Consider the following 24,580-nt stretch of genomic DNA (forward strand, 5'->3'; position numbering starts at 1 on the left):
AGCTTTGTAGAAGCCGAACGACTCGCCCGATCCGGCGAATGGCGGCCGCGAGCCGGAGCACCTGGCAGGCAACCCCTGCAGCTCCTGCTTCCCGCCCTTCCGGCGCCTCGAAATCCCCTTGCGCACATGGCGCGCGAGGATTCCCACGGATCTCAAGGAGTCGATCCCTCATGGCCACTGCGACGCCCGTCCGCCGCCGAGTCCGTCACGTCTCCCCGTCGAGCGAAGCCGACCGCCAGGCCGCCAGGACCGCGGCCGCCGCCCTCCAGCGCGCGCTGGACCGCAGGGACAACGGCGGCGAGACAGGTCACTGAGCCGCCTCAGGACCCCCTCTTCACCTCGAAGTGGTCGATGCGCTCGCCGGTCTCGGCCAGCGCCGACACCTTCATCCGGCCCTTCTCCACCTCCACCGCGAGGAACGAGAAGCCGGTGTACCGCACCCGGGACCACTCCACGGTGTCCGGGTCGGGCAGGCGTGACTTCGTCCAGTGGAAGGTGACGATCGACTCCCGGTCGTGCACGTCGCCTTCGTAGCTGTCCGGCACGCCCGGCCCGAAGCTGTAGAGGTCCTTGCCGGCGCCGCCCGCGGTGACGTACACGATGCCGTCGCGCGTCGGATCGGTCGACGCGCCGACCGGCACCGGCTTGCCGACCTCCCCGTTCCCCGTGCCCTTGATCGCGTCCGTGCGCTCGTAGACGTGGTTGTGCCCGTTGATCACCAGATCCACCTGGTGCTTGGCGAACAGCGGCACCCACGCGTCGCGCACCCCGCCGTCCGAGGCGTGCGTCGACGTCGAGTACGCGCAGTGGTGGAAGAAGACGACCACGAACTCGATGTCGTCCCGCGCCCGCAGCTCACCGAGCCGCTTGTCGAGCCAGGCGGTCTGCTTCCCGTCCAGGTAGCCCTTGTTGGCGGGGATCTCGTACGAGACGTCGTTCGCGTCGAGCGCGACCACACCGACACCGCCGTACGTGAAGGAGTAGACGCCGGGCGCCCTGTCCGGGTCGGGGCCGTTGTCGGGCAGCGACCAGCGGGCGCTCTGCCCGCCGTACCCGTTGGGCGAGTACCAGGCCTCCATGTCGTGGTTCCCGGTCGTCACCATCCACGGCACCGACTTGGCGACCGTCTCCGTCTGCGCGAGGAACTGGTCCCACACACGGGCGTCGTACGTGTCCGATTCCTTGCCGTGGCCGCTGCTGTCGGCGTAGCAGATGTCGCCCGCGTGCAGGTGGAAGGACGGGTTCTGGCCGAGGATCACCTGGTCGTTGGCGAGCGCGTCGTAGCTGACGCCCTGGTCGCCGAAGGCCGTGAAGACGAACGACTCCGGGGCGGCCGGCGCCGTACGGAAGGTGCCGAGGGTGCCCAGGCGCTCCGCGTCCGCCGGGTCGAAGCCGTCGTGGCCGACGCCGTAGTAGTACGTCGTGCCGGGCCTGAGGTTGTCGAGCGCCGCGTGCAGATAGAGCTGCTCGACCTCGGGGAGCTTCTTCGACAGGGACGGCGTGTGCAGGGTGCGCACCTCCGCCGGGATCTTCCGGCTCAGCTCCCAGGGCTTCGACCCCACCCGCAGATACGGGTTCCCGACCGCGAACGGCACCTGCCACGAGATCCGCATCTGCGTCTTCGGATCGGCGCCGAAGGCGAGGTGCCGGCCGAAGGGGGCCACGAGGGAGCCGTCCACCTGCGCCGCGGCCGCCCGCGCCGGGAGCAGCGGCGCCGCGTACGCGCCCGTCGCCGAGCCGCCGCCGAGCAGCGCGGCCCCGCCCATGGAGGCCGCGGCCCCCGTCAGGGCGCGGCGCCTGCTGAACTTCTTCCGCAGGTACTCGTGTTGCTCGGGCATGCTCAGGCGCCGGGCGAGGTGTTCGGGGATGCCGACATTGGGGGTGTCAGGAGCGGTGGTCATGAAGGGGAACTTCCCAGTAACTTCCAACTCCCGCCATACATACGGGTGAACAAAAAGCGGCGATCGCGCGGACGTCCACATCATGGACACCGCGTGTCATCCCATGGGACGAGGAGTACGGTGCTCGCATGTCTCGCAGCATCAATCTCGCAGTGATCCCCGGTGACGGTATCGGCCAGGAGGTCGTGGCCCAGGGTCTCAAGGTCCTCTCCGCCGTCCTTCCGCAGGATGTGAAGCTGGAGACCGAGGACTACGACTTCGGCGCCAAGCGCTACCACGCCTCCGGTGAGACCCTCACCGACGCCGACCTCGACTCGCTCAAGAAGCACGACGCGATCCTGCTCGGCGCCATCGGCGACCCGTCGGTGCCGTCCGGCGTCCTGGAGCGCGGCTTCCTGCTCAAGCTCCGCTTCGCGTTCGACCACCACGTCAACCTGCGTCCGTCGAAGCTCCTTCCGGGTGTTTCGACCCCGCTCGCGGGCGAGCCGGACATCGACTTCGTCGTCGTCCGTGAGGGCACCGAGGGTCCGTACACGGGCAACGGCGGCACGATCCGCAAGGGCACCGAGCACGAGGTCGCCACCGAGGTCTCCGTCAACACCGCCTTCGGTGTGGAGCGCGTGGTCCGTGACGCCTTCGCCCGCGCCCAGGCCCGCCCCCGCAAGAAGCTCACGCTGGTCCACAAGAACAACGTGCTGACCTTCGCGGGCCACCTGTGGACGAACATCTTCAACAAGGTGGCCAAGGAGTTCCCCGAGGTCACCACCGACTACATCCACGTCGACGCCGCGACGATCTACCTCGTCACCGACCCGGCCCGCTTCGACGTGATCGTCACCGACAACCTCTTCGGCGACATCATCACCGACCTCGCCGCGGCCGTCTCCGGCGGCATCGGCGTCGCGGCCTCCGGGAACATCAACCCGAGCCGCGAGTTCCCGTCCATGTTCGAGCCCGTGCACGGCTCGGCCCCGGACATCGCGGGCCAGGGCAAGGCCGACCCGAGCGCCACGATCCTCTCGGTCGCCCTCCTCCTGCGTCACCTCGGCTACGAGGCCGAGGCCGCGCGCATCGAGACCGCGGTCTCCGCGGACCTCGGCGAGCGCGGCGACTCCGTGCGCAGCACCGACGAGATCGGTGACGCCCTCGTCGCCCGAGTAGTAGCCGGCTGACCCGGCGCTCATCTCGTACTGCTGAAAACAGCAGCAGCCGCCGGGTCGCACACCGCGCCCGGCGGCTGTTCCTGTGCGGCCCCTGGGGTGCGACCATCAACCCATGGGCCGCTTTACGCATCCGTACTCACCGGGTCCGTTTCGAGCACACCCCGCCTCGCGCGATAATCGAACGTGGGGCCGCGATGTACGTGGAAGCTCGGACGCGCCTCCCTGTCCTGCGGACCTGGGAGTGCATACGTGAACGCGGTCCGTCACAACCAACGGTGAAGGACACGCAACCATGACGACGCCCACGATCGAGCTCAAGCCCACCGCCACCCCGCTGTCCGCCGCGCAGCGCGAGGAGATCCTGGCCAGCCCGGGATTCGGCCGCCACTTCACCGATCACATGGTGACGGTCAAGTGGACCGAGGGGCGGGGCTGGCACGACGGGCAGCTGGTGCCCTACGGACCGCTCTCCCTCGACCCGGCCACGAACGTCCTGCACTACGCGCAGGAGATCTTCGAGGGCCTCAAGGCCTACCGTCAGCCCGACGGCACTGTCGCCACCTTCCGCCCCGACATGAACGCCAAGCGCTTCCAGCACTCCGCCTGGCGCCTCGGCATGCCCGAGCTGCCGGTCGAGACCTTCGTCGAGGCCTGCGACCTGCTCGTCCAGCAGGACAAGGACTGGGTGCCCGCGCACGGCGGCGAGGAGTCCCTCTACCTGCGCCCGTTCATGATCGCGACCGAGATCGGCCTGGGCGTGAAGCCCGCGAACGAGTACCTCTTCATCGTCATCGCCTCGCCCGCCGGCGCGTACTTCTCCGGCGGAGTGAAGCCCGTCTCCATCTGGCTCTCCGAGGACCGCGTGCGCGCCGTCCCCGGCGGCGTCGGCGACGCCAAGACCGGCGGCAACTACGCGGCGTCCCTGCTCGCGCAGGCCGAGGCCGCCGCCAAGGGCTGCGACCAGGTCGCCTACCTCGACGCCGTCGAGCACAAGTGGGTCGAGGAGCTGGGCGGCATGAACCTGTACTTCGTGTACGGCAACAAGATCGTCACGCCGACCCTGACCGGTTCGCTGCTCGCGGGCGTCACCCGTGACTCGCTCCTCCAGGTCGCCCGCGACCTCGGCTACGAGTCGGAGGAGCGCCGCATCTCCATCGACGAGTGGCAGGCCGCCACCGAGTCCGGCGAGCTGACCGAGGTCTTCGCGTGCGGCACCGCCGCCGTCATCACGCCCGTCGGCACGGTCAAGCGCGCGAGCGCCGAGTGGACCCAGTCCGGCGGCGAGGCCGGCGAGGTCACGATGAAGCTGCGCAACGCGCTCCTGGACATCCAGCGCGGCAAGGCGGAGGACAAGCACGGCTGGATGCACGAGCTGGGCTAGTCCGCGTCAGGTGTACGAAGATCGGCCCCCGTCCCGCGTGCTCGCGGGGCGGGGGCCGACGCATGTCCGGGGCCCGCTCAGTCCCCGCCGTCGGAACTGCTTGACCGGCTCCCCGACCAGCCGGAGCCCTTCCCCTTCTTCATGGCCTGTCCCAGCGCGCCGAGAACGATGAGCAGAACCTGTGCGCAGCGCAGGAGTGCGGCGCCGGTGTACTTGGCCGCGCGGATCACGTTCGTCCTGGCCGCGGATCTGGTGGAGCCTCCGGCTCCGGTGGTGTCCGTCATGCGTGTCCTGCCTCCCCGTGAGGTCCCTGCCCGGTGGCAGGGAGCCTCCCACACGTTCCTGTTCCCCCACCCCGCCCCTTCCCGAAAGTCCTGCCGGACGGGCCGCCTCAATCGCCGGCGGAGCTTGATAAATCAAGCCCCGCTCTTGGACGAGAGCCCGTGGGGGTCCGGGGGCGAAGCCCCCGGGGACGGGACGGGAAGGGGCGGTGGGGGCGTCTGGTTTAGAGCTGCGCTCTATGTGTATCGACTCATGGAGCGCGCCCAGGGCTGCCCACGTGCGGCGTCAACGTTTAGAGTGGCGTTCTAAGAACGACGAGGAGGCGTGACGGCGTGAGACTGACCCCCACGGAACGCGACCGGCTGCTGCTGTTCGGTGCCGCCGAGCTCGCGCGGGCCCGCAAGGGCCGCGGCCTGCGGCTCAACGTGCCGGAGGCGACCGCCCTGATCGCGGACACCGTCTGCGAGGCGGCCCGCGACGGGAAGCGGCTCGCCGAGGCGATCGAGGCGGCGCGGTCCGCGCTCGGGCCCGAGGACGTGCTGCCGGGCGTCGCCGATGTGGTGACCGAGGTGCACGTGGAGGCGGTCTTCGACGACGGCTCGCGGCTCGCGGTCGTGAGTGACCCGATCGGCGGGGGCGAGGGGGACGCGGCGCCCGGCGCGCTGCTGCCAGGGCCCGAGCACGAGGACCCGCGGCCCGAGCTGACGCTCACCGTCACCAACACGGCGACCGTCCCGGTCTCCGTCACCTCCCACTTCCACTTCTTCGAGGTCAACCCGCGCCTGGACTTCGTACGGGACAAGGCCTACGGGATGCGGCTCGCGGTGCCCGCGGGGTCGTCGGTGCGGTTCGGGCCGGGGGAGACCCAGGACGTCGGGCTGCTGCCGATCGGCGGGGCCCGGGTCGCCATCGGGTTCGCGGGCCTCGTCGACGGCCCGCTGGACGCGCCCGGCGCCCGCGAGGAGGCGCTGCGCCGCGCCGCCGCGTGCGGATATCTGGGTGCCAAGACCGAGAAGGAGGGTCGATGAGCCGCCCCGGAGGCCACGCCGCCGAAGCCCGCCGACTGACCCCGTACGAGTACGCGGGGACGCACGGCCCGCGCGCCGGTGACCGCGTCCGGCTCGGGGACTCGGGGCTGACCATCAAGGTCGAGTCCGACTCTCAGGCGTACGGGGACGAGTTCCTCGCCGGGTTCGGCAAGACCGCGCGCGACGGGCTGCACCTGAAGGCCGCCGCCGTCCGCGACACCTGCGACATCGTGATCAGCAACGTCGTGGTGATCGACGCCGCGCTCGGGATCAGGAAGGTCTCCATCGGGATCCGCGAGGGCCGCATTCACGCCGTCGGGCGGGCCGGCAATCCGGACACGATGGACGGCGTCGACGTCGTCGTCGGCACGGGCACCACGATCGTGTCCGGCGAGGGCATGATCGCCACCGCCGGAGCCGTCGACACCCACGTGCACCTGCTGTCGCCGCGCATCATGGAGGCCTCGCTCGCCTCCGGCGTCACCACGATCATCGGCCAGGAGTTCGGCCCGGTCTGGGGCGTCGGGGTCAACTCGCCGTGGGCGCTCAAGCACGCGTTCTCGGCCTTCGACGCCTGGCCCGTCAACATCGGCTTCCTGGGCCGGGGTTCGTCCTCCGACGGTGCCCCGCTGGTCGAGGCGCTCGCCGAGGGCGGCGCCTGCGGGTTCAAGGTGCACGAGGACATGGGCGCGCACACCCGCGCCCTGGACACGGCGCTGCGCGTCGCCGAGGAGTACGACGTCCAAGTCGCCCTGCACAGCGACGGGTTGAACGAGTGTCTGTCGGTCGAGGACACGCTCAAGGTCCTCGAAGGGCGGACCATCCACGCCTTCCACATCGAGGGCTGCGGCGGCGGCCACGTGCCAAATGTGTTGAAAATGGCGGGAGTTCCGAACGTCATCGGGTCCTCCACCAACCCCACCCTCCCGTTCGGCCGGGACGCCGTCGCCGAGCACTACGGGATGATCGTCTCCGTCCACGACCTGAAGACGGACCTGCCCGGCGACGCCGCGATGGCCCGCGACCGGATCCGCGCCGGGACGATGGGCGCCGAGGACGTGCTGCACGACCTGGGCGCCATCGGCATCACGTCATCGGACGCGCAGGGCATGGGGCGCGCGGGGGAGACCGTTCGCCGGACGTTCGCGATGGCCGGGAAGATGAAGGGCGAGCTCGGCGACCCGGGCGTCGGTCACGACAACGAGCGCGTCCTGCGCTACATGGCGAAGTTGACCATCAACCCCGCCATCGCGCACGGCCTCTCGCACGAGATCGGCTCCCTCGAGCCCGGCAAGATGGCCGACATCGTGCTGTGGCGCCCCGAGTACTTCGGCGCGAAGCCGCAGCTCGTCCTGAAGTCCGGCTTCCCCGCGTACGGGGTGGTGGGCGACCCCAACGCCGCCACCGACACCTGCGAACCCCTCGTCCTCGGCCCGCAGTTCGGGGCGTACGGAGCGACGGCCGCCGAGCTGTCGGTCGCCTTCGTCGCGCAGGCCGCCGTCGACGACGGCCACGACACGATGCCCACCCGCAGGCGCCGCGTCGCCGTGCGCGGCACGCGCGGCATCGGCCCGGCCGATCTGCGCCTCAACTCCCGTACGGGAGCGGTCGACGTGGACCAGCGCACGGGCCTCGTCACCCTCGACGGCGACCCGCTCCGCTCCGAACCGGCCGAGTCCGTCTCCCTCAACCGCCTCTACTTCCTGTAAGGGATCAAGCTCATGACGTATGTGATGCCGCCCGAGTGGGCCCCGCACGAGCGCACGTGGATGGCGTGGCCGGGCCCCAACCCGACCTTCTCCGACGAGAGCGAACTGGCCGGGGCGCGGGCCGCGTGGGCGGGTGTCGCGAACACGGTGCGCCGGTACGAGCCGGTGACGATGGTCGTCGGACCGGGGCAGCTGGAGTCCGCGAAGGCGCTCCTCGACCCGTCCGTGGACCTGGCCGAACGAGAGCTGGACGACGCGTGGATGCGCGACATCGGCCCCACGTTCGTCAAGCACGGCGAAACCGGTGAACTGGCCGCCGTGGACTGGACGTTCAACGGCTGGGGCGCCCAGGACTGGGCCCGCTGGGAGCACGACTCCAAGATCGCCCGGCATGTCGCCGACCTCGCGGGCACACCGGTGCACTCCACCGCGCTCGTCAACGAGGGCGGCGGCATCCACGTCGACGGCGAGGGCACGGTGCTGCTGACGGAGACGGTCCAGCTCGACCCCGACCGCAACGGGGGCCGCGCGAAGGAGGACGTCGAGGCCGAGATCCACGCCCGGATCGGCACGTCCAAGGCGATCTGGCTGCCGCGCGGACTCTCCGCGGACTACGGCGAGTTCGGCACGCGTGGACACGTCGACATCGTGGCGGCCTTCGCGGCGCCCGGCGTCGTCCTCGTCCACTCGCAGCGGGACCCGGCGCACCCGGACTTCGAGGTCAGCCGCGAGATCATCGGCGTACTGTCCGGGCAGACCGACGCACAGGGCAGGCCCCTGGAGATCGTCGAGGTCCCGGCCCCGACCGTACTCACGGACGAGGAGGACGGCGGCTGGGTCGACTACTCGTACATCAACCACTACCTCTGCAACGACGGCGTGGTCCTGTGCGGCTTCGACGACCCGAACGACGAGGAGGCCGCGGCGATCTTCCGCAGGCTCTTCCCGTCCCGGACGGTCACCCTCGTCGACGCCCGCACGATCTTCGCGGCGGGCGGCGGCATCCACTGCATCACCCAGCAGCAGCCGCGCGCGGGAGCCTGAACGGTGACCGGGACACAGCGGCGGCGCACACCGGCGCCGCCGCGCGAGGACGTGCTCGCCGCGACCATGGCGATGATCGCCGAGCACGGCCTGGAGCGGCTGACGCTGGCCGCGCTCGGCCGCGAGGTCGGCATGAGCAGCGGGCACGTCGCGTACCACTTCGGCAGCAAGGACGAACTGCTGCTGCGCACCTTGGAGTGGAGCGAGGGCCGACTGGGCGCGCGACGCCGGGAGTTGCTGGTCCGCGGATCCAGTGCGCGTGCCCGGCTCGACGCGTACGTCGACCTGTACGTCCCGGACGCGCCGCGCGACCCGCACTGGACGCTGTGGCTGGAGGTGTTCAACCGCTCGCGGGGCGCCGACGACGACGCGCGCGCCCGCCAGGCCGCCATCGAGGGAGCGTGGCACCGCGACCTCGTGGCACTGCTGGCCGAGGGCATCTCACGCGGAGAGTTCGGGGCGCTCGACCCGGACCGCTTCGCCACCCGCCTGCGGGCACTGCTCGACGGCTTCTCCATCGCGGTGGCGATCGGCCTGCGCGCGGACCGGGAGCAAGTCATGGGCCACGTACGGGAGTTCCTCGACGAGGGTCTACTGCCCTAGACGGTGAAACGCAGCGGCGTCCCGGGCGCGGCCTGGGCCGCCGCCGCGAGCGCGGCCTCCTCCACGACGGCGATCACCGGATAGCCACCGGTCGTCGGATGGTCGTGGAGGAACACCACGGGCCGCCCGTCCGGCGGCACCTGCACCGCACCCAGTACCATGCCCTCGCTGGGTAGCTCACCGTCCAACTCCCGCTCCAGGGCGGGCCCTTCGGTACGCAGGCCAATCCGGTTGCTGTTGCCCGAGACGGTGTACGTGGCGGTGACGAAGGTCCGCCGCGCAGCCTCGGTGAACCAGTCCGCGCGCGGCCCGAACCGCACCGGCAGCACGAGCTCGGCCGGGGGAGCGGGCCACGGCGCGGCCACCGGCAGCACGGGCCGCGCGGCGGGCGCCTCGCCGACGGGCAGCACGTCCCCCGCGCGGAGCGGCGCGGGCCCGAGCCCCGACAGCAGATCGGTGGCCCGACTCCCGAGCACGGCCTCGACGGCGACCCCTCCGGCGACGGCGACGTAGGACCGCACACCGGCACTGACGGCCCCCACGTCGAGGACGGCCCCGGCGGGTACGTACACGGGGACGCCCCAGGCCACGGGCGCGCCATCAACGGTGACCGGGCAGGGCGCGCCACCCACGACAACCGTGACGCCACGGTCGGGCCGCAACGCACACCCGGTGAGGGTCGTCTCCAGTACGGCGGCACCCTCCGGGTTCCCGACCAGCCGATTGGCGAGCCGCACGGCATCCGCATCGAGCGCCCCCGACCGGGGAACCCCCAGATGCGCATACCCGACCCGCCCAAGATCCTGCACGGTGGTGAGCGCCCCGCCCCGAACGACGGTGATCTTCCCGGTCATCGCCCAAGCTCCGATTCCGGGACATCGGGCCCCTGCGATTCGCGCAGGGCGGCCCCCGGTGCAGCAGGCAAATCAAGCTCCGCTTTGGGACGAGAGCCAGCGGGGTCCGGGGCGGAGCCCCGAGTCGTCAACCCCGCCGGAGCGAAACGAACCCGGGTCCCAGGCGACAGCAACGCCGCGGACTCCCGCAACGGATCCCACAACCCTGAGGGATCCGGCATCGACCCGATCAACTGCCACCCCCCGGGCGTGGCCCGCGGATACACGGCCGAGTAGCCCCCGGCAACCGCTACCGCCCCGGCAGGGACCTTCGTACGCGGCGTCGCCCGCCTCGGCACATGCAACTCCTCCGGCAACCCCGCCAGATACCCGAACCCCGGCGCGAACCCGCAGAACGCCACGCGATACGTGTATGAGGCGTGCCGCGCGGCGACGTCCTCCTCGGACACCCCCCACAGCTTCGCCACCTCGGCCAGATCCGGCCCGTCGTACACGACAGGAATCGTCACGACGTCCCCGTCCGCCACGACGCCCAACGGCACGTCCCACTCGCCCAATTGGCGCGCGAGCGCATCCCGCTCCGCCACCCCGTCGAGCAGCACCGTCCGCGCCCCCGGCACGATCTCCCGCACCGGCGGCAGCACCCCCGCGCCCCGCCTGCGCAGCACCTCCGCGTGGAACGCCCCCGCGTGCTCGGCGTCGGCGAACTCCACCAGCAGCGCATGCCGCCCGGCAGTCCGTACGCGCAGACTCACGTGAACGCCCCGACCTTGACCCCGGCGCCCTCGAGCGCCACCCGGACCCGCGCCGCGATCGCCGCCGCGCCGGGGGTGTCACCGTGTACGCACAACGACCGCGCGGCGACGGCGACATGGGACCCGTCGACCGCCTCGACCCCGCCGTCCACCGCGAACGCGACGGACCGGCGCACCACGGCGTCCGCGTCCTCGACGACGGCGTGCGGCTCGCGGCGCGGCACGAGCGTGCCCTCGGGGGTATAGGCCCGATCGGCAAAGGCCTCCCGCACCGGCGCAAGCCCCAACTCCTCAGCGGCACGCAGCAGTTGAGACCCGGGAAGCCCCAGCACGGGCAGCGTGCCACCGGCGAGCCGCACCCCCTCGACGACCGCGCGGGCCTGCTCTCCGTCACGCACGGTCCGGTTGTACAGCGCCCCGTGCGGCTTCACGTACGAGACCTCGGCCCCGGCCGCCTCCGCGAACACCCTGAGCGCCCCGATCTGGTAAGCCACTTCGGCCGCCAGCTCGTCCGGCGGTACGTCCATCGCGCGCCGCCCGAACCCGGCGAGGTCCCGGTACGAGACCTGCGCCCCGATCCGGACGCCGCGCTCGGCGGCCAGATCGCAGACCCGGCGCATCACGGAGGGATCGCCGGCGTGGAAGCCGCAGGCGACGTTGGCACTGGTCACCACGGAGAGCAGGGCCTCGTCGTCGGTGAGGGTCCACCGGCCGAAGCCTTCACCGAGGTCGGCATTGAGGTCGATGACGTCCTGGATCACGAACTCAACGTAGAGGATCGTTCAACGATCCGACAAGGGTCGAGATTCTCGCGCCCTGGGAAGCCTGCCCGGACGTCCGAATTCCGGAACCTCTTGTTAGATCGTTGAACGATCCCCTAAGGTCCGTGCATCTCTCATCCATAAGTGCGTCCCTCATCGAAAAGGCCGCCGCATGATCGTTCTGCTCGGCGTGCTCGTGGTGATCCTCGGATTCGTCACGCGCCGCAATCCCGTCCTCGTGGTCGGCGTCGCCGGCATCGTCACCGGGCTGCTCGGCAAGATGAACCCGCTGGAGATCCTCGCCGCCTTCGGCACCTCCTTCGCCGACAGCCGCTCCGTCACCGTCTTCGCCATCGTGCTGCCGGTGATCGGCCTTCTGGAGCGCTACGGCCTGCGCGAGCAGGCCCGCACCCTGATCGGGAAACTCGGCAAGCTCAGCGCCGGCCGCTTCCTCACCGCGTATCTGCTGGTCCGCCAGGTCACCGCAGCCTTCGGCCTCAACAACCTCGGCGGCCCCGCCCAGGCGGTGCGCCCGCTCGTCGCGCCGATGGCAGAGGCCGCCGCCGAACGGAAGTCGGGGGCCGTGCTACCGGACAAGATGCGCGAAAAGGTCCGCTCCTACTCGGCGTCCGCCGACACCGTCGGCGTCTTCTTCGGTGAGGACTGCTTCATCGCGATCGGCTCGATCCTTCTGATCACCGGCTTTGTGAACTCGACGTACCACGAGCACCTCGAGCCCACCCAGCTCGCACTGTGGGCGATCCCGCTGGCCGTCTGCGCCTTCGTCATCCACGGCGCCCGGCTGCTGCTCCTCGACAAGCAGCTGGAGCGCGAGATGGCGCTCGCCGTCGCCGAACACGAGATCCCGCTGCCGAAGCAGTCGTCGGGTGAGTCCGGGAAGTCCGGGAAGTCCGGGAAGGAGACCACGAAGTGATCAAGGTCGAATGGCTCTACTGGCTGATCGGTCTCGTCTTCGTCGTCATGGCCGTGCAGATGGCGAAGGACCGGACCAACCCCAAGCGCTGGACGTCGGCCGCCTTCTGGGGGCTGCTCGGACTGACCTTCCCCTACGGCACCGGGGTCGCGGGCGGCTCGAAGGCGCTGCCCGCCGAACCCCTCGGCGTCGCGGTCCTCGCACTGATCGCGCTGGCCGGGTTCAACTTCATCGGCAAGGGCGAACCGGTCACCACCACGCAGGAGCAGCGTGAGAAGTCGGCGGCCCGCCTCGGCAACAAGCTCTTCATCCCGGCGCTCACCATCCCGCTGGTCGCCATCATCTGCGCCTCCTTCCTCGACGAATCGGGCCTCTTCGAGACCGGCCAGGCCACCCTCCTCGGGCTCGGCGTCGGCTGCCTGGTGGCGCTCGTCGTCGGGATGCTGGTCACCGGCGAGCGCAAGGTGTCGACGCCGATCCACTCCGGCCGCTCGATGCTGGAGGCGATGGGCTCGGCGCTGCTGCTGCCGCAGCTCCTCTCCGTCCTCGGCTCGATCTTCGCGGTCGCCGGCGTCGGCACCCAGGTCGGGAAGATCACCGACGCCGTGCTGCCGGACAACTCCAAGTACCTGGCAGTGATCGCGTACTGCGTCGGCATGTTCCTGTTCACCGTGATCATGGGCAACGCGTTCGCCGCGTTCCCCGTCATGACGGCGGCGATCGGCTGGCCGGTGCTCATCCAACAGATGGGCGGCAACGAGGCGGCGGTCCTCGCGATCGGCATGCTCGCGGGCTTCAGCGGCACGCTCGTCACGCCCATGGCGGCCAACTTCAACATCGTCCCGGCGACGCTCCTTGAACTGAAGGACCAGTACGGGCCGATCAAGGCGCAACTCCCGACGGGCTTCGCGCTCCTCGGCTGCAACATCGTGATCATGGCGCTCTTCGCGTTCTAGGAGGTCTGTATGTCGGGGTACTCAGGGGTCTCCGGGGCGACGCCTCGCGTTCTGCTCACCGGGTTCGAACCGTTCGGTGGGGAGTCCGCGAACCCGTCGTGGCAGGTGGCGGAGGCGGTCGCCGCCACGCCACCACCGGGCCTGGCCGTCACGGCGGTCCAACTCCCGTGCGTCTTCGGCGAATCGCTGACGGCACTGCGCTCCGCGGTCGCCGAGGTGGAGCCCGACCTGGTCGTCTGCCTCGGCCAGGCGGGCGGCCGCCCCGGCGTCACCGTCGAGCGGGTGGCCATCAACGTCGACGACGCCCGCATCCCCGACAACGCCGGCGCCCAGCCGATCGACGTACCGGTGGTGCCGGGCGGCCCCGCGGCCTACTTCTCCACGCTCCCGGTGAAGGCATGCGTCGCGGCGATGAGGGAGGCAGGTGTCCCGGCGGCACTCTCCAACACGGCCGGAACGTTCGTCTGCAACCACATCGCGTACGGCCTCGGGCACCTCATCGCCACGGAACTCCCGCACATCCGGGGCGGCTTCGTTCACGTCCCGTGGTCCCCAGCCCAGGTCACGAACGGCACGTCCCCGTCCCTCCCGATCGAGACGGTGGCCACGGGTATCCGAGCAATGCTGCTCACCGCAGCAACGACCCACGACGACCTCCAGGTAACCGAGGGCGCAACGCACTAGTCCCCAGGGGCGCGGGGAACTGCGCAAACGCAACCCAAAGCAGCACCGCACCCGGCAACGAACACGCACGCCCACGGGCACCCGCCCGCACCCCGCCCCACCGAAGGAACACGCCATGCTCACCCCGGACGAAACCGCCCAACTGGCGGCAGCCAACGTCACTCGCGAATACCCCAACTTCACCGCCCACCTCACCACCTCCCCGGACGACCGCCCCCGCCCCAGCGACCTCCACCCCGCCTTCTACGGCGCCTACGACTGGCACTCGTCGGTCCACATGCACTGGCTGCTGCTCCGGACCCGGCCGGAGGCCCACGCCCACGCCGACGTACTGGACCGCCACCTCACGCGCGAGAACCTCGCCCGGGAAGCCGAATACCTCCTCGCCCGCCCGAGTTTCGAGCGCCCCTACGGCTGGGCCTGGCTCGTCGCGCTCGCGGCCGAGTGCCACGGCACCCGCTGGGCCGACGCCTTCGCCCCCGCCGTGGACGCGGTCGACCGCCTCCTCACGGACTGGCTCCCGAAGGCCACGTATCCCGTACGCCACGGCAACCACCCCAACAGCGCCTTCGCCCTCGGCCTGATCCTCGACACGGGGGAGCGCTCCGGGCTGCCCGCCCGAACGCTCGACGCCGTACGCGACCGCCTGCGCACCTGGTTCGCCGACGACCACGACGCGCCCGCCCACTGGGAGCCGTCCGGCCAGGACTTCCTGTCACCGGCCCTGACGGAGGCCGACGCGATGCGCCGCGTATTCGAGAACGCCGACGACTTCGCCACCTGGCTCGACCGCTTCCTCCCGGCCCTCGCCACCGACGCCCCCTGCCCGCTGCTCGACGTACCCGTCGTCTCCGACCACAGCGACCCGCAGATCGGCCACCTCCTCGGCCTCGCGCTCTCCCGCGCCGCCGCCCTGCGCACGATCGCGGACGCCCTGCCCCAGGGAGTCGTACGCGAGCGGCTCACGAAGGCCGCACAGGAACACCTCGACGCCGGTCTCCCGGCCGTCGAGAGCGGCGACTTCACGACCGACCACTGGCTCGCGACGTTCGCCGAACTGGCCCGTGAATCCCGTGCGTGAACACTATGAACGCAAGTAAGCGTGATCGTTGCCCGGGTGCCCTTGCCCTGAGCATGACGATTCCCGCATCGTGCCGATCATGGGACGAGAACAATGGAAGAAGGTCCTGGTCGGATCGGCCGGGAACATGGTCGAGTGGTTCGACTGGTTCGTATACGCGAGCTTCGCGACGTACTTCGCGGGATCCTTCTTCCCGAGCGGCAACCCGACCGCCCAGCTGATGAACACCGCCGGCATCTTCGCCGTCGGCTTCTTCATGCGCCCCGTGGGCGGCTGGCTGCTCGGCCGGGTCGGTGACCGCAAGGGCCGCAAGGCGGCGCTGACCCTCACGGTCAGCCTGATGTCGGCGTCGGCGGTCCTCATCGCCGTCGCGCCGACGTACGGCGTGGCCGGCTACGGCGGCGCCGTGGTCCTGCTGATCGCCCGCCTGCTCCAGGGACTTTCGGTCGGCGGCGAGTACGCGGCCAGCGCCACATACCTCACCGAGGCGTCCAGCCCGGAGAAGCGCGGCTTCGCCTCCAGCTTCCAGTACGTGTCGATGACGGCGGGCCAGATCGTCGGCCTCGGCCTGCAGATCCTGCTCCAGCGCACGATGTCCGACGAGGCCCTGCACAGCTGGGGCTGGCGCATCCCGTTCATCATCGGCGCCCTCGGCGCGGCGATCATCTTCTACCTGCGCCGCAACATGCTGGAGACCGACGTCTACGAGGAGTCGGCCGACGCCGACGCCACCGTGGGCGGCGACGACAAGGGCACCATCAAGGCGCTGTGGGCGCACAAGCGCGAGGCGTTCCTGGTCATCGCGCTGACCATGGGCGGCACCGTCGCGTACTACACGTACACGACGTACCTGACGAAGTACCTGTCCAACTCGGCGGGCCTGAGCAAGGAGACGGCCACGCTCGTCTCGTTCTGCGCGCTCGTCGTCTTCGCCTGCCTTCAGCCGGTCGCCGGTGCGCTCTCCGACCGGATCGGCCGCCGCCCGCTCCTGATCACCTTCGCGATCGGCTCGACCTTCCTGACGGTCCCGATCATGACGTTGCTCCAGCACGCGGGTTCGTTCTGGCCGGCCCTCGGCCTCTCCCTGCTGGCCCTCGTCATCGTGACGGGCTACACGTCCATCAACGCCTGCGTGAAGGCCGAGCTGTTCCCGACGGGCATCCGCGCCCTCGGCGTCGCCCTCCCGTACGCCATCGCCAACGCGCTGTTCGGCGGCACCGCCGAATACGTGGCGCTCTGGTTCAAGGACGCGGGCATCGAGTCCGGCTACTACTGGTACGTCGCCGGGTGCGCGGCCGTCTCGCTGATCGTCTACCTGTCGATGCGCGAGACCCGTGACATCGACCTGAACCGGGTCAAGTCCGAGGAAACCACCACGGAAACGGCCAAGCAGGTCGCCTGACCAGGCCCTGAACCCCCTAGATCAAGGCGCCCCGGCCCCTCCTGCGACCAGGAGGGGCCGGGGCTTCTTCTCGTGCGGGGGCGGGCGTCAGATGCCGAGCCGTCGCGCGATCCCGTCGAGCACGCAGTCGAGGCCGAACTCGAACTCCCAGGCAGGGTCGTCCTTGCGGGTCGCCGACATGGCGTACTCCCTATAGGTCGGGTAACGGCCGCTGCCCATCAGGTGGTTCATCTGCGGGGCGAGTGCCTGCCGGGTCTCGACCCCGCTCTCCCAGCCGTGTTCGCGCTTGTACTGGCCCAGCGCGATCTCGACCTGTGTCGCGCCGTGGACGAACGCGCTGACCGAACGGAACGCCGCCATCATCGAGTCGGCGTCGAGATCGCGGCCGTCCAGCGCCCTCAACTGCCGCTCCGCCACGGCCATCCGCGCCGGAGTGAGCTGGACGACCGGTAGCGGCGTCTGTCCCAGCCAGGGGTGGCGGAGCATCAACTCCCTTGTCTGCAAGGCGAAGGAGCGCAATACCTCGCGCCAGTCGGTCACGTCGTCGGGCACGGTCAGCTCGCCCGAGACCCGGTCGAACATCAGCGCCCACAGGTCCTCCTTGCCGGAGACGTGCCGATACGCGGCCATGGGTGCGACACCGAGCCTGGTGGCGAGACGGCGCATGGTGACGGCGTCGCCGCCCTCCTCGTCCGCCAGCTCCACGGCCGCCGCGGCGATCCGGTCGAGGGTCAGCGAGGCGCGCCGCGTGGGCGCGGGCCGCTCCAGCCGCTCCCAGAGCGAGGGCTCGACGAGCCGGCTCTCCGCGTCCCCGGTCTTCTTCTCTGCTGCCACGACCCCGGCTCCTCCCGATCCCACCCTCGCCTGCGTTCGTGTACAGCGTATCCCCAGTAGACGCCGTACACATTGATGTGTACGTTGTACGCCATCGGATACGTCGTACACAAACTCATCCGCAAGCAGGGGGATCCTTCATGTCTACGCACAGCTCCAGCCCGCTCCGCGTCGCCGTCCTGATCGGCTCCACCCGCGAGGGCCGGTTCGCTCCGGTCGTCACGCGCTGGCTCGCCGGACAGCTCGGCCAGCGCGCCGATCTGCGCGCCGATGTCGTCGACCTCGCCGAGACCCCCCTGCCGACCGTGCTGCCCGCTTTCGGCCAGGAGCCGCCGCCGGGCGCGAAGGAGGCGCTCGCTCTCGTCACGCCGCGCCTCGCGGCCGCCGACGCGTTCGTCTTCGTCACGCCCGAGTACAACCACAGCTTCCCCGCGTCCCTGAAGAACGCGATCGACTGGCACAACCAGGAGTGGCACGGCAAGCCGGTCGCCTTCGTCTCGTACGGCGGCCTGTCCGGCGGTCTCCGCGCGGTCGAGCAACTCCGCGTAGTGATGGCCGAGTTGCACGCCACGACCATCCGCAACACGGTCAGCTTCCACAATGCGTGGGGCGCCTTCGACGCGGAGGGGCGCGTCGACGATCCGGCCGTGGACGCCGCCGCGAAGGCGATGCTCGACCAGCTGACGTGGTGGGCGCATGCGCTGCGTGACGCCAAGTCCGTTCGTCCGTACGCGGCTTGAGCGGGCGAGCGTCATGGCCACGAACCTGACCACCACGGCCGGTCCGAGTGCCGACACGACGGGCGCGCCCTCCCGGATCGTGATCGCGGGCCTGCTGCTCGGCATCGTGCTCGCCACGCTGGACGGCACGATCGTCGGCACGGCCCTGCCCGTCATCGTCGACGACCTCGGTGGCCTGGATCATCTGTCCTGGGTGGTGACCGCCTATCTTCTCGCCACGGCCGTCACCACCCCGCTCTGGGGCAAGATCGGCGACCTCTACGGCCGCAAGGGCAGCTATCTCACCTCGATCGTCATCTTCCTCGCCGGGTCCGTCCTGTGCGGACTCGCCCAGGACATCGGGCAGTTGATCGCCTTCCGGGCGGTCCAGGGCATCGGCGCGGGTGGCCTGTTCGTGGGCGCGCTCTCGCTCGTGGGGACACTGCTCGGCCCGGCCGAGGCGGGCCGCTCGCAGTCCGTCATCGGCGTGCTGCTGCCCGCCGCGATGATCGGCGGGCCGCTGCTCGGCGGCTTCCTCACGGACCAGCTGAACTGGCGGTGGGCGTTCTACGTCAATGTGCCCGTCGGGGCCGTCACCCTCGCCATCGTCGGGGCGGGCGTACGGGTGCGTACGGAGCGGGTACGGGCACGGGTCGACCTCGCGGGCGCCGCGCTGCTCACCGCCGCGATCCTCGCCCTGACGCTGCTGTCGTCCTGGGCCGGGGTGACGTACGCCTGGATGTCGCCGCAGATCGCGGCGCTCGCACTGGTCTCGGTCGCGGCCCTCGCAGGGTTCGTCGCGGTGGAGCGGCGAGCGGCCGAGCCGGTGATCCCGCCCCGGCTGTTCCGCGACCGCAACTTCGGCGTCGCGCAGGTGCTGACCTTCACCGCGGGGGCGGCGATGATCGCGGCCGCCACCTATCTGCCGCAGTACATGCAGCACGTACGGGGCATGTCGTCGACGGGCAGCGGGCTGCTGCTGCTTCCCCTGATGCTCGGCATGATGGGCGCCCAACTGGCCATCGGGCGCCGGGTGAGCAACGGCGGCCGCTACAGGCGCTACCCGATCGCGGGCGGCGCTCTCGCGACGGCGGGCGCCCTGGCTCTGCTCCTGCTGGGCACCGAAACGGCGACCTGGGCGGCATCCGCCCTGCCCCTGGCCCTGGGTATCGGCCTCGGGTGCCTGTTTCAGCCCTCCCTGCTGATCACCATGAACAGCGCCGAGCGCCGTGACATCGGCGCGGCCGGCGGGACACAGACGCTGCTGCGGACCGTCGGAGGCTCGCTCGGCGTGGCGGTGCTCGGGTCCGTGTTCGCCCAACGGGCGCACGGCGGCTCCGACCCGGAGGGGATCGTCGCCGGGTTGCACGGGGTGGCGGTCGGGTCGGCAGTGCTGTGCGCGGTGGCTTTCGCGGCGGCGCTCCTTGTCCAGGAAGCGCCGCTCCGCGGGGCCGCCTGACCGCATCGTGAGACCACAGCCCGGCCCTCGGCCGGGCTGTGGCAGACTGCGGGCGTGCTCTCGTTCGCCAGCATTATTGGCAGCAGGCGCGCCGGTCCGCAGTGACCACCTCGTACGACCCGGTACAGGTGGACACCGTCGTCCTCGACCCGCGCGCAGACCTCTCGCACCCGCGAGAGGTTTTTCTGTTTCTGGCCCACCCATAGCCAGGCGGAGAGCGCGAGGGATCATAGATGGACGGTGGAGCCGGTCATTCCGGTAGACCGAGATCCCCATCAGGAGCCAGATCAGCATGAGCAGCAGCCTCAGTGAACGTCCCAGTGCACAGCCCACTGAACTCGACGATTCCTTCCACGTCTTCGACACCACGCTGCGCGACGGCGCGCAGCGCGAGGGCATCAACCTCACCGTCGCGGACAAGCTGACCATCGCACGGCACCTGGACGACTTCGGCGTGGGCTTCATCGAGGGCGGCTGGCCCGGTGCCAACCCCCGCGACACGGAGTTCTTCGCCCGCGCGCAGGAAGAGATCGACTTCAAGCACGCGCAGCTCGTCGCCTTCGGTGCCACCCGCAGGGCGAACGCCAAGGCGAGCGAGGACCCGCAGGTGCGGGCCCTTCTGGAGTCCGGCGCCCCGGTGGTCTGCCTGGTCGCCAAGTCGCACGACCGGCACGTCGAACTGGCCCTGCGCACGACCCTCGAAGAGAACCTGGAGATGGTCCGCGACACGGTCTCGTACCTGGTCGCGCAGGGTCGCAGGGTCTTCGTCGACTGCGAGCACTTCTTCGACGGTTACCGCGCCAACGCCGAGTACGCGAAGTCCGTCGTCCGGACCGCGCACGAGGCCGGCGCCTCCGTCGTCGTCCTCTGCGACACCAACGGCGGCTTCCTGCCCGCCCAGGTCCAGGCGGTCGTCTCCACCGTCCTCGCCGACACCGGCGCCCGGCTCGGCATCCACGCCCAGGACGACACGGGCTGCGCCGTCGCCAACACGCTCGCCGCGGTGGACGCGGGCGCGACCCACGTCCAGTGCACGGCGAACGGCTACGGCGAGCGCGTCGGCAACTCCAACCTCTTCCCGGTCGTCGCGGCCCTGGAGCTCAAGTACGGCAAGAAGGTCCTCCCCGAGGGCTCGCTGCGCGAGATGACCCGTATCTCGCACGCCATCGCCGAGGTCGTGAACCTCACCCCGTCCACGCACCAGCCGTACGTGGGTGTCTCGGCGTTCGCCCACAAGGCGGGCCTGCACGCCTCCGCGATCAAGGTCGACCCGGACCTGTACCAGCACATCGACCCGGACCTCGTCGGCAACCACATCCGGATGCTGGTCTCCGACATGGCGGGCCGCGCCTCCATCGAGCTCAAGGGCAAGGAGCTCGGCGTCGACCTCGGCGGCGACCGTGAGCTGGTCGGCCGGGTCGTCGAGCGGGTCAAGGAGCGCGAGCTCCAGGGCTACACGTACGAGGCCGCGGACGCGTCGTTCGAACTCCTCATGCGCGCCGAGGTCGAGGGCAAGGAGCGCAAGTACTTCCAGGTCGAGTCCTGGCGCGCGATCGTCGAGGACCGCCCCGACGGCTCCCACGCCAACGAGGCCACGGTGAAGCTGTGGGCCAAGGGCGAGCGCATCGTCGCCACGGCGGAGGGCAACGGCCCGGTCAACGCCCTCGACCGCGCGCTCCGCGTCGGCCTGGAGCGGATCTACCCGCAGCTCGCGAAGCTGGAGCTGGTCGACTACAAGGTCCGCATCCTGGAGGGCAAGCACGGCACGTCCTCCACGACCCGCGTCCTCATCTCGACCTCCGACGGCACCGGCGAGTGGTCCACGGTCGGCGTCGCCGAGAACGTGATCGCGGCGTCGTGGGACGCGCTGGAGGACGCCTACACCTTCGGTTTGCTGCGCGCGGGCGTGGAACCGGTCGAGTAAGCACCCGCGTTTGTGGGCGAAGCGAGTTAGCGTCGATACATGAGGCCCCTTATCGCCGCCCTCGCCGCCCCGCTCCTCGCTCTGGGCGCCACCCTCGCGGTGGCGCCACCCGCCTCGGCGGCCACGGACGTGTCCACCGTGGCCGACGCCCTGGAGAAGAGCCCCGTCTACGTCGCGCCCGGCGCGTCCGCCGGACTGACGTCGGACGACGTCGACGCGCTCGAGAACAAGATCAAGGACGCGGACAAGCCGGTGATGGTGGCGGTGCTGCCCGCCGACTTCCCGACGCAGAAGCTGTTCAGTGACCTGCGGGCGAAGACCGGGGTCGTGGGCGTGTACGGGGTCCGCCTCGGCGATCGGTTCGACGCGCGCGCGGACTCTCGGGTGATGTCGCAGCAGTCCGTCAAGAACGCGGTCGACAGCGTTCAGGGCCAGTCGGCCAAGAGCCAGCTCGACGACTTCGTGAGTACGTCGGTCCGTACGGCCAAGGGTTCGGCCCCGTCCGCCTGGGACGCGGGTGGCGGTGACGACGGCGTCTCCGCCGGGCCGCTGATCGGCGTCGGCGCGGTCGTGGTGATCGGCGGAGCCGGTGTGTACGCCCTGAGCAGGCGGAACCGGCGCAGGCGCGAGGAGGAGCAGCGCGAGGCGCTCGACAAGCTGCGGGTCGTGGTGGACGAGGACATCACCGCGTTCGGCGAGGAACTCGACCGGCTCGACTTCCACCCGGCGGAGGCCGGGGCCGACGACGCGATGCGCGCGGACTTCGAGCGGGCGCTCGACGCGTACGAGAAGGCCAAGCAGTACATGGCCGACGCGCAGCGCCCGGACGATGTGCGCGGCGTGACGCAGGCCCTTGAGGACGGCCGGTTCTCGCTCGCGCAGCTCGCCGCGCGCCGTGAGGGCCGCCCGCTGCCCGAGCGCAGGGCGCCCTGCTTCTTCGACCCGCGCCACGGCCCCTCCACCGAGGACGCCGAGTGGACGCCGCCCGGCGGCTCGGCACGCGAGGTCCCGGTCTGCGCGGCGGACGCGACGCGGCTGCGGGACGGCGAGGACCCGCACGTGCGCACGGTCGACGCGGGGGAGGGGGAGCGCCGCCCGTACTACGAGGCCGGCCCGGCGTACGGTCCGTGGGCCGGCGGTTACTTCGGCGGCGGCATGCTGCCGGGCCTGCTGGTCGGCACGGTGCTCGGCTCCATGCTGGCGAGCCCCGCCTACGCCGCCGACTACGGCGGCGGTGACTTCGGTGGCGGCTTCGACGGCGGCGACGTCTCCGGGTCCGACTTCGACCCGGGTGACTTCGGCGGCGGCTTCGGCGACGGCGGAGGCGGGGGCGACTTCGGTGGTGGCGGCGGAGGGGACTTCGGGGGCGGGTTCTAGCGGTCCTTCTAGCGGTCCGACGTCTCGGGGCTCCGCCCCGGACCCTGCTGCTCGATTGCCGGAGGGGCTTGATGTGCCGAGCCCGCCTGGAGCGGTGGGCCGGCCTTCGGCACCTGCGTCCCCGCCCCGAACATCCACCGCGACAACGCCACCCGCAGCCGCTGCGCCGCCCGCACCCGCCGACGTACCCCGTGCTCGTCCTCGTCCGGCAGCGCCTCAAGCGCGGCGGGCTGCTCGTGCTGCGTGAGGCGGTACAACTCGCCCTGTTCCAGCGGCTCGTGGACCTCCACGTACTCGCCGTGCGGGAGTCGCTTGACGCGTCCCGTCTCGCGTCCGTGCAGCACCTTCTCCCGGTCCCGGTGCTGGAGCCCGAGACACACCCGCTTCGTCACGACGAACGCGAGGACGGGCCCTGCGAACAGCGCCACCCGCGCGAACCAGGTGATGGCGTTCACGGAGAGGTGGAAGTGCGTGGCCCAGAGGTCGTTGCCGCCGGCCGCCATCGCGACGAGGAAGCCGGTCAGCCAGGCCGCGCCAAGTGCCGTACGGACAGGCCGATTCCGGGGACGGTCGAGCAGATGGTGCTCCCGCTTGTCGCCCGTGATCCACGCCTCCACGAACGGGTACACCCCGACCAGCACCAGCCACAGCGGGAACGCCAGGAACGGGACGAGGACGCCGAGCGCCAGGGTGTGGCCGCCCAGCACGATCTCCCAGCCCGGCATCACGCGCACCAGGCCCTCGGCGAACCCCAGGTACCAGTCCGGCTGGGCGCCGGTGGAGACATGGTCCGGGCGGTAGGGCCCGTACACCCAGACCGGGTTGATGGACGCGACCGCCGAGACGAGCGTGACCACGCCGAACACGAGGAAGAAGAAGCCGCCCGCCTTGGCGACGTAGTTCGGGAAGAACGGCTCGCCCACGACGGTGCGTTCGGTCTTTCCCGGGCCCGGATACTGGGTGTGCTTGTGGTAGAAGACCAGGATCAGGTGCGTGACGACGAGCAACGCCATGATGCCGGGCAGCAGCAGGACGTGGATCGAGTAGAAGCGGGCCACGATGTCGTTCCCCGGGAACTCGCCGCCGAACAAGAAGAACGACAGATACGTGCCGACGATCGGGACGGCGAGCGTCATGCCCTCGATCAGCCGCATGCCGGCGCCGGAGAGCATGTCGTCGGGGAGCGAGTACCCCAGCAGGCCCTCGAAGAGGGCGAGGAACAGCAGCAGCCAGCCGAACAGCCAGTTCAGCTCGCGCGGCTTGCGGAACGAGCCGGTGAAGAAGTGCCGCATCATGTGCACGAACATCGCCGCGACGAAGATCAGCGCCGACCAGTGGTGGATCTGCCGGATGAGCAGACCGCCGCGCACGTCGAAGCTGAGGTCGAGCGTCGATGAGTACGCCTCCGACATCCGGATGCCCTTCAGCGGCACGTAACTGCCGTCGTACGTCACCTCGTTCATCGACGGATGGAAGAAGAGCGTCAGATAGACGCCGGTGAGGATCAGGATGAGGAAGGTGTAGAGGCAGATCTCGCCCAGCATGAACGACCAGTGGTCGGGAAACACCTTGCGCAGATACTTCCGGCCGAGGCCGTGGATCCCGAGCCGCCCGTCGGCCCAGTCGGCCAGGCGTTCTCCTGCGGCGGGGGTGGGTTCGCGGCGCTCCGTGCGGTGGGACATCGGTCCGGCTCCTCCCGTGGTTACTCAGAGAGGAGACGGAGCGGACC

At 70.6% G+C, this 24,580-nt stretch carries 23 protein-coding genes; 16 read left to right on the top strand and 7 right to left on the bottom strand.

Annotated elements, in window-relative coordinates; translation table 11 throughout:
* Nucleotides 1-170 precede the first annotated feature (170 nt).
* Nucleotides 171-314, top strand: a complete 144-nt coding sequence (locus OG746_RS12355; protein WP_266714423.1) for a hypothetical protein — start codon at nucleotides 171-173, stop codon at nucleotides 312-314.
* Nucleotides 315-320: 6 nt separating this feature from the next.
* Here OG746_RS12355 and OG746_RS12360 read toward each other — a convergent pair whose 3' ends face one another.
* A complete protein-coding gene (locus OG746_RS12360) occupies nucleotides 321-1,901 on the bottom strand; it encodes a purple acid phosphatase family protein (RefSeq protein WP_266714425.1) in 1,581 nt (526 codons plus the stop codon).
* Between the two features lie 128 nt (nucleotides 1,902-2,029).
* Here OG746_RS12360 and OG746_RS12365 point away from each other — a divergent pair, with 128 nt between their 5' ends.
* Complete coding sequence (locus OG746_RS12365; protein WP_266714427.1) at nucleotides 2,030-3,073, top strand: 3-isopropylmalate dehydrogenase; 1,044 nt, start codon at nucleotides 2,030-2,032, stop codon at nucleotides 3,071-3,073.
* A 283-nt stretch (nucleotides 3,074-3,356) separates the two neighbouring features.
* Entirely contained in the window at nucleotides 3,357-4,445 is a 1,089-nt protein-coding gene (locus OG746_RS12370) for a branched-chain amino acid aminotransferase (RefSeq protein ID WP_266714429.1), read from the top strand.
* A 77-nt stretch (nucleotides 4,446-4,522) separates the two neighbouring features.
* Here the strand turns inward: OG746_RS12370 and OG746_RS12375 are convergent, their stop codons facing one another.
* Complete coding sequence (locus OG746_RS12375) at nucleotides 4,523-4,729, bottom strand: hypothetical protein (protein WP_266714431.1); 207 nt, start codon at nucleotides 4,727-4,729, stop codon at nucleotides 4,523-4,525.
* A 330-nt stretch (nucleotides 4,730-5,059) separates the two neighbouring features.
* On the opposite strand from OG746_RS12375, the gene ureA reads away from it, so the two are divergent.
* The 4 genes from ureA (at nucleotide 5,060) to OG746_RS12395 (ending at nucleotide 9,111) form a co-directional block, all read left to right on the top strand.
* A complete protein-coding gene (gene ureA, locus OG746_RS12380) occupies nucleotides 5,060-5,755 on the top strand; it encodes an urease subunit gamma (RefSeq protein ID WP_266714433.1) in 696 nt (231 codons plus the stop codon).
* Nucleotides 5,752-7,464 (top strand): urease subunit alpha, encoded by a 1,713-nt coding sequence (locus OG746_RS12385; protein ID WP_266714435.1) that lies wholly within the window; start codon nucleotides 5,752-5,754, stop codon nucleotides 7,462-7,464. The genes ureA and OG746_RS12385 overlap by 4 nt, the downstream gene beginning before the upstream one ends.
* A 12-nt stretch (nucleotides 7,465-7,476) precedes the next feature.
* Nucleotides 7,477-8,508, top strand: coding sequence for an agmatine deiminase family protein (locus OG746_RS12390; RefSeq protein ID WP_266714437.1), 1,032 nt, complete (start codon nucleotides 7,477-7,479; stop codon nucleotides 8,506-8,508).
* 66 nt (nucleotides 8,509-8,574) lie between these two features.
* Nucleotides 8,575-9,111, top strand: coding sequence for a TetR/AcrR family transcriptional regulator (locus tag OG746_RS12395; RefSeq protein WP_266718902.1), 537 nt, complete (start codon nucleotides 8,575-8,577; stop codon nucleotides 9,109-9,111).
* Here the strand turns inward: OG746_RS12395 and OG746_RS12400 are convergent.
* Genes OG746_RS12400 through OG746_RS12410 form a run of 3 tightly spaced genes read right to left on the bottom strand, consistent with a single transcriptional unit; the run spans nucleotide 9,108 to nucleotide 11,481 of the window.
* Complete coding sequence (locus OG746_RS12400; protein WP_266714439.1) at nucleotides 9,108-9,965, bottom strand: 5-oxoprolinase subunit C family protein; 858 nt, start codon at nucleotides 9,963-9,965, stop codon at nucleotides 9,108-9,110. The genes OG746_RS12395 and OG746_RS12400 overlap by 4 nt on opposite strands.
* A complete protein-coding gene (locus OG746_RS12405) occupies nucleotides 9,962-10,720 on the bottom strand; it encodes a 5-oxoprolinase subunit B family protein (protein ID WP_266714441.1) in 759 nt (252 codons plus the stop codon). The genes OG746_RS12400 and OG746_RS12405 overlap by 4 nt, the downstream gene beginning before the upstream one ends.
* On the bottom strand, nucleotides 10,717-11,481 hold the full coding sequence (locus OG746_RS12410; protein WP_266714443.1) for a LamB/YcsF family protein: 765 nt from the start codon (nucleotides 11,479-11,481) through the stop codon (nucleotides 10,717-10,719). The genes OG746_RS12405 and OG746_RS12410 overlap by 4 nt, the downstream gene beginning before the upstream one ends.
* Nucleotides 11,482-11,653: 172 nt before the next feature.
* Here OG746_RS12410 and OG746_RS12415 point away from each other — a divergent pair, with 172 nt between their 5' ends.
* From OG746_RS12415 to OG746_RS12435, 5 genes are all read left to right on the top strand, one after another.
* Complete coding sequence (locus OG746_RS12415) at nucleotides 11,654-12,415, top strand: DUF969 domain-containing protein (protein WP_266714445.1); 762 nt, start codon at nucleotides 11,654-11,656, stop codon at nucleotides 12,413-12,415.
* Nucleotides 12,412-13,371: a DUF979 domain-containing protein gene (locus tag OG746_RS12420; RefSeq protein WP_266714447.1), complete on the top strand. Its 960-nt coding sequence runs from the start codon at nucleotides 12,412-12,414 to the stop codon at nucleotides 13,369-13,371. Before OG746_RS12415 ends, OG746_RS12420 begins: the two co-directional genes overlap by 4 nt.
* Nucleotides 13,372-13,380: 9 nt before the next feature.
* Nucleotides 13,381-14,055 carry a pyroglutamyl-peptidase I gene (gene pcp / locus OG746_RS12425; protein WP_266714449.1) on the top strand — a complete coding sequence of 225 codons (675 nt, stop codon included), beginning with the start codon at nucleotides 13,381-13,383 and terminating at the stop codon, nucleotides 14,053-14,055.
* A gap of 115 nt (nucleotides 14,056-14,170) precedes the next feature.
* A complete protein-coding gene (locus tag OG746_RS12430; protein ID WP_266714451.1) occupies nucleotides 14,171-15,136 on the top strand; it encodes a DUF2891 domain-containing protein in 966 nt (321 codons plus the stop codon).
* 79 nt (nucleotides 15,137-15,215) lie between these two features.
* Nucleotides 15,216-16,538 carry an MFS transporter gene (locus OG746_RS12435; protein ID WP_266714453.1) on the top strand — a complete coding sequence of 441 codons (1,323 nt, stop codon included), beginning with the start codon at nucleotides 15,216-15,218 and terminating at the stop codon, nucleotides 16,536-16,538.
* Nucleotides 16,539-16,625: 87 nt separating this feature from the next.
* Here the strand turns inward: OG746_RS12435 and OG746_RS12440 are convergent, their stop codons facing one another.
* Nucleotides 16,626-17,372, bottom strand: a complete 747-nt coding sequence (locus tag OG746_RS12440; protein WP_266714455.1) for a TetR/AcrR family transcriptional regulator — start codon at nucleotides 17,370-17,372, stop codon at nucleotides 16,626-16,628.
* Between the two features lie 140 nt (nucleotides 17,373-17,512).
* Here OG746_RS12440 and OG746_RS12445 point away from each other — a divergent pair, with 140 nt between their 5' ends.
* The 4 genes from OG746_RS12445 (at nucleotide 17,513) to OG746_RS12460 (ending at nucleotide 22,851) form a co-directional block, all read left to right on the top strand.
* A complete protein-coding gene (locus OG746_RS12445; protein WP_266714457.1) occupies nucleotides 17,513-18,112 on the top strand; it encodes an NADPH-dependent FMN reductase in 600 nt (199 codons plus the stop codon).
* 13 nt (nucleotides 18,113-18,125) lie between these two features.
* Nucleotides 18,126-19,550, top strand: a complete 1,425-nt coding sequence (locus OG746_RS12450; RefSeq protein ID WP_266714459.1) for a DHA2 family efflux MFS transporter permease subunit — start codon at nucleotides 18,126-18,128, stop codon at nucleotides 19,548-19,550.
* Nucleotides 19,551-19,842: 292 nt separating this feature from the next.
* On the top strand, nucleotides 19,843-21,474 hold the full coding sequence (cimA, locus tag OG746_RS12455) for a citramalate synthase (protein ID WP_266714461.1): 1,632 nt from the start codon (nucleotides 19,843-19,845) through the stop codon (nucleotides 21,472-21,474).
* Nucleotides 21,475-21,513: 39 nt separating this feature from the next.
* On the top strand, nucleotides 21,514-22,851 hold the full coding sequence (locus OG746_RS12460; protein ID WP_266714463.1) for a hypothetical protein: 1,338 nt from the start codon (nucleotides 21,514-21,516) through the stop codon (nucleotides 22,849-22,851).
* An 8-nt stretch (nucleotides 22,852-22,859) separates the two neighbouring features.
* On the opposite strand, the gene qcrB is transcribed toward OG746_RS12460, so the two are convergent.
* The gene (gene qcrB / locus OG746_RS12465) at nucleotides 22,860-24,533 is read right to left on the bottom strand and encodes a cytochrome bc1 complex cytochrome b subunit (protein WP_266714465.1); all 1,674 of its coding nucleotides are present in this window, start codon (nucleotides 24,531-24,533) and stop codon (nucleotides 22,860-22,862) included.
* Nucleotides 24,534-24,580 lie beyond the last annotated feature (47 nt).

The sequence above is a fragment of the Streptomyces sp. NBC_01016 genome, assembly GCF_026341035.1.
GTDB lineage: Bacteria > Actinomycetota > Actinomycetes > Streptomycetales > Streptomycetaceae > Streptomyces.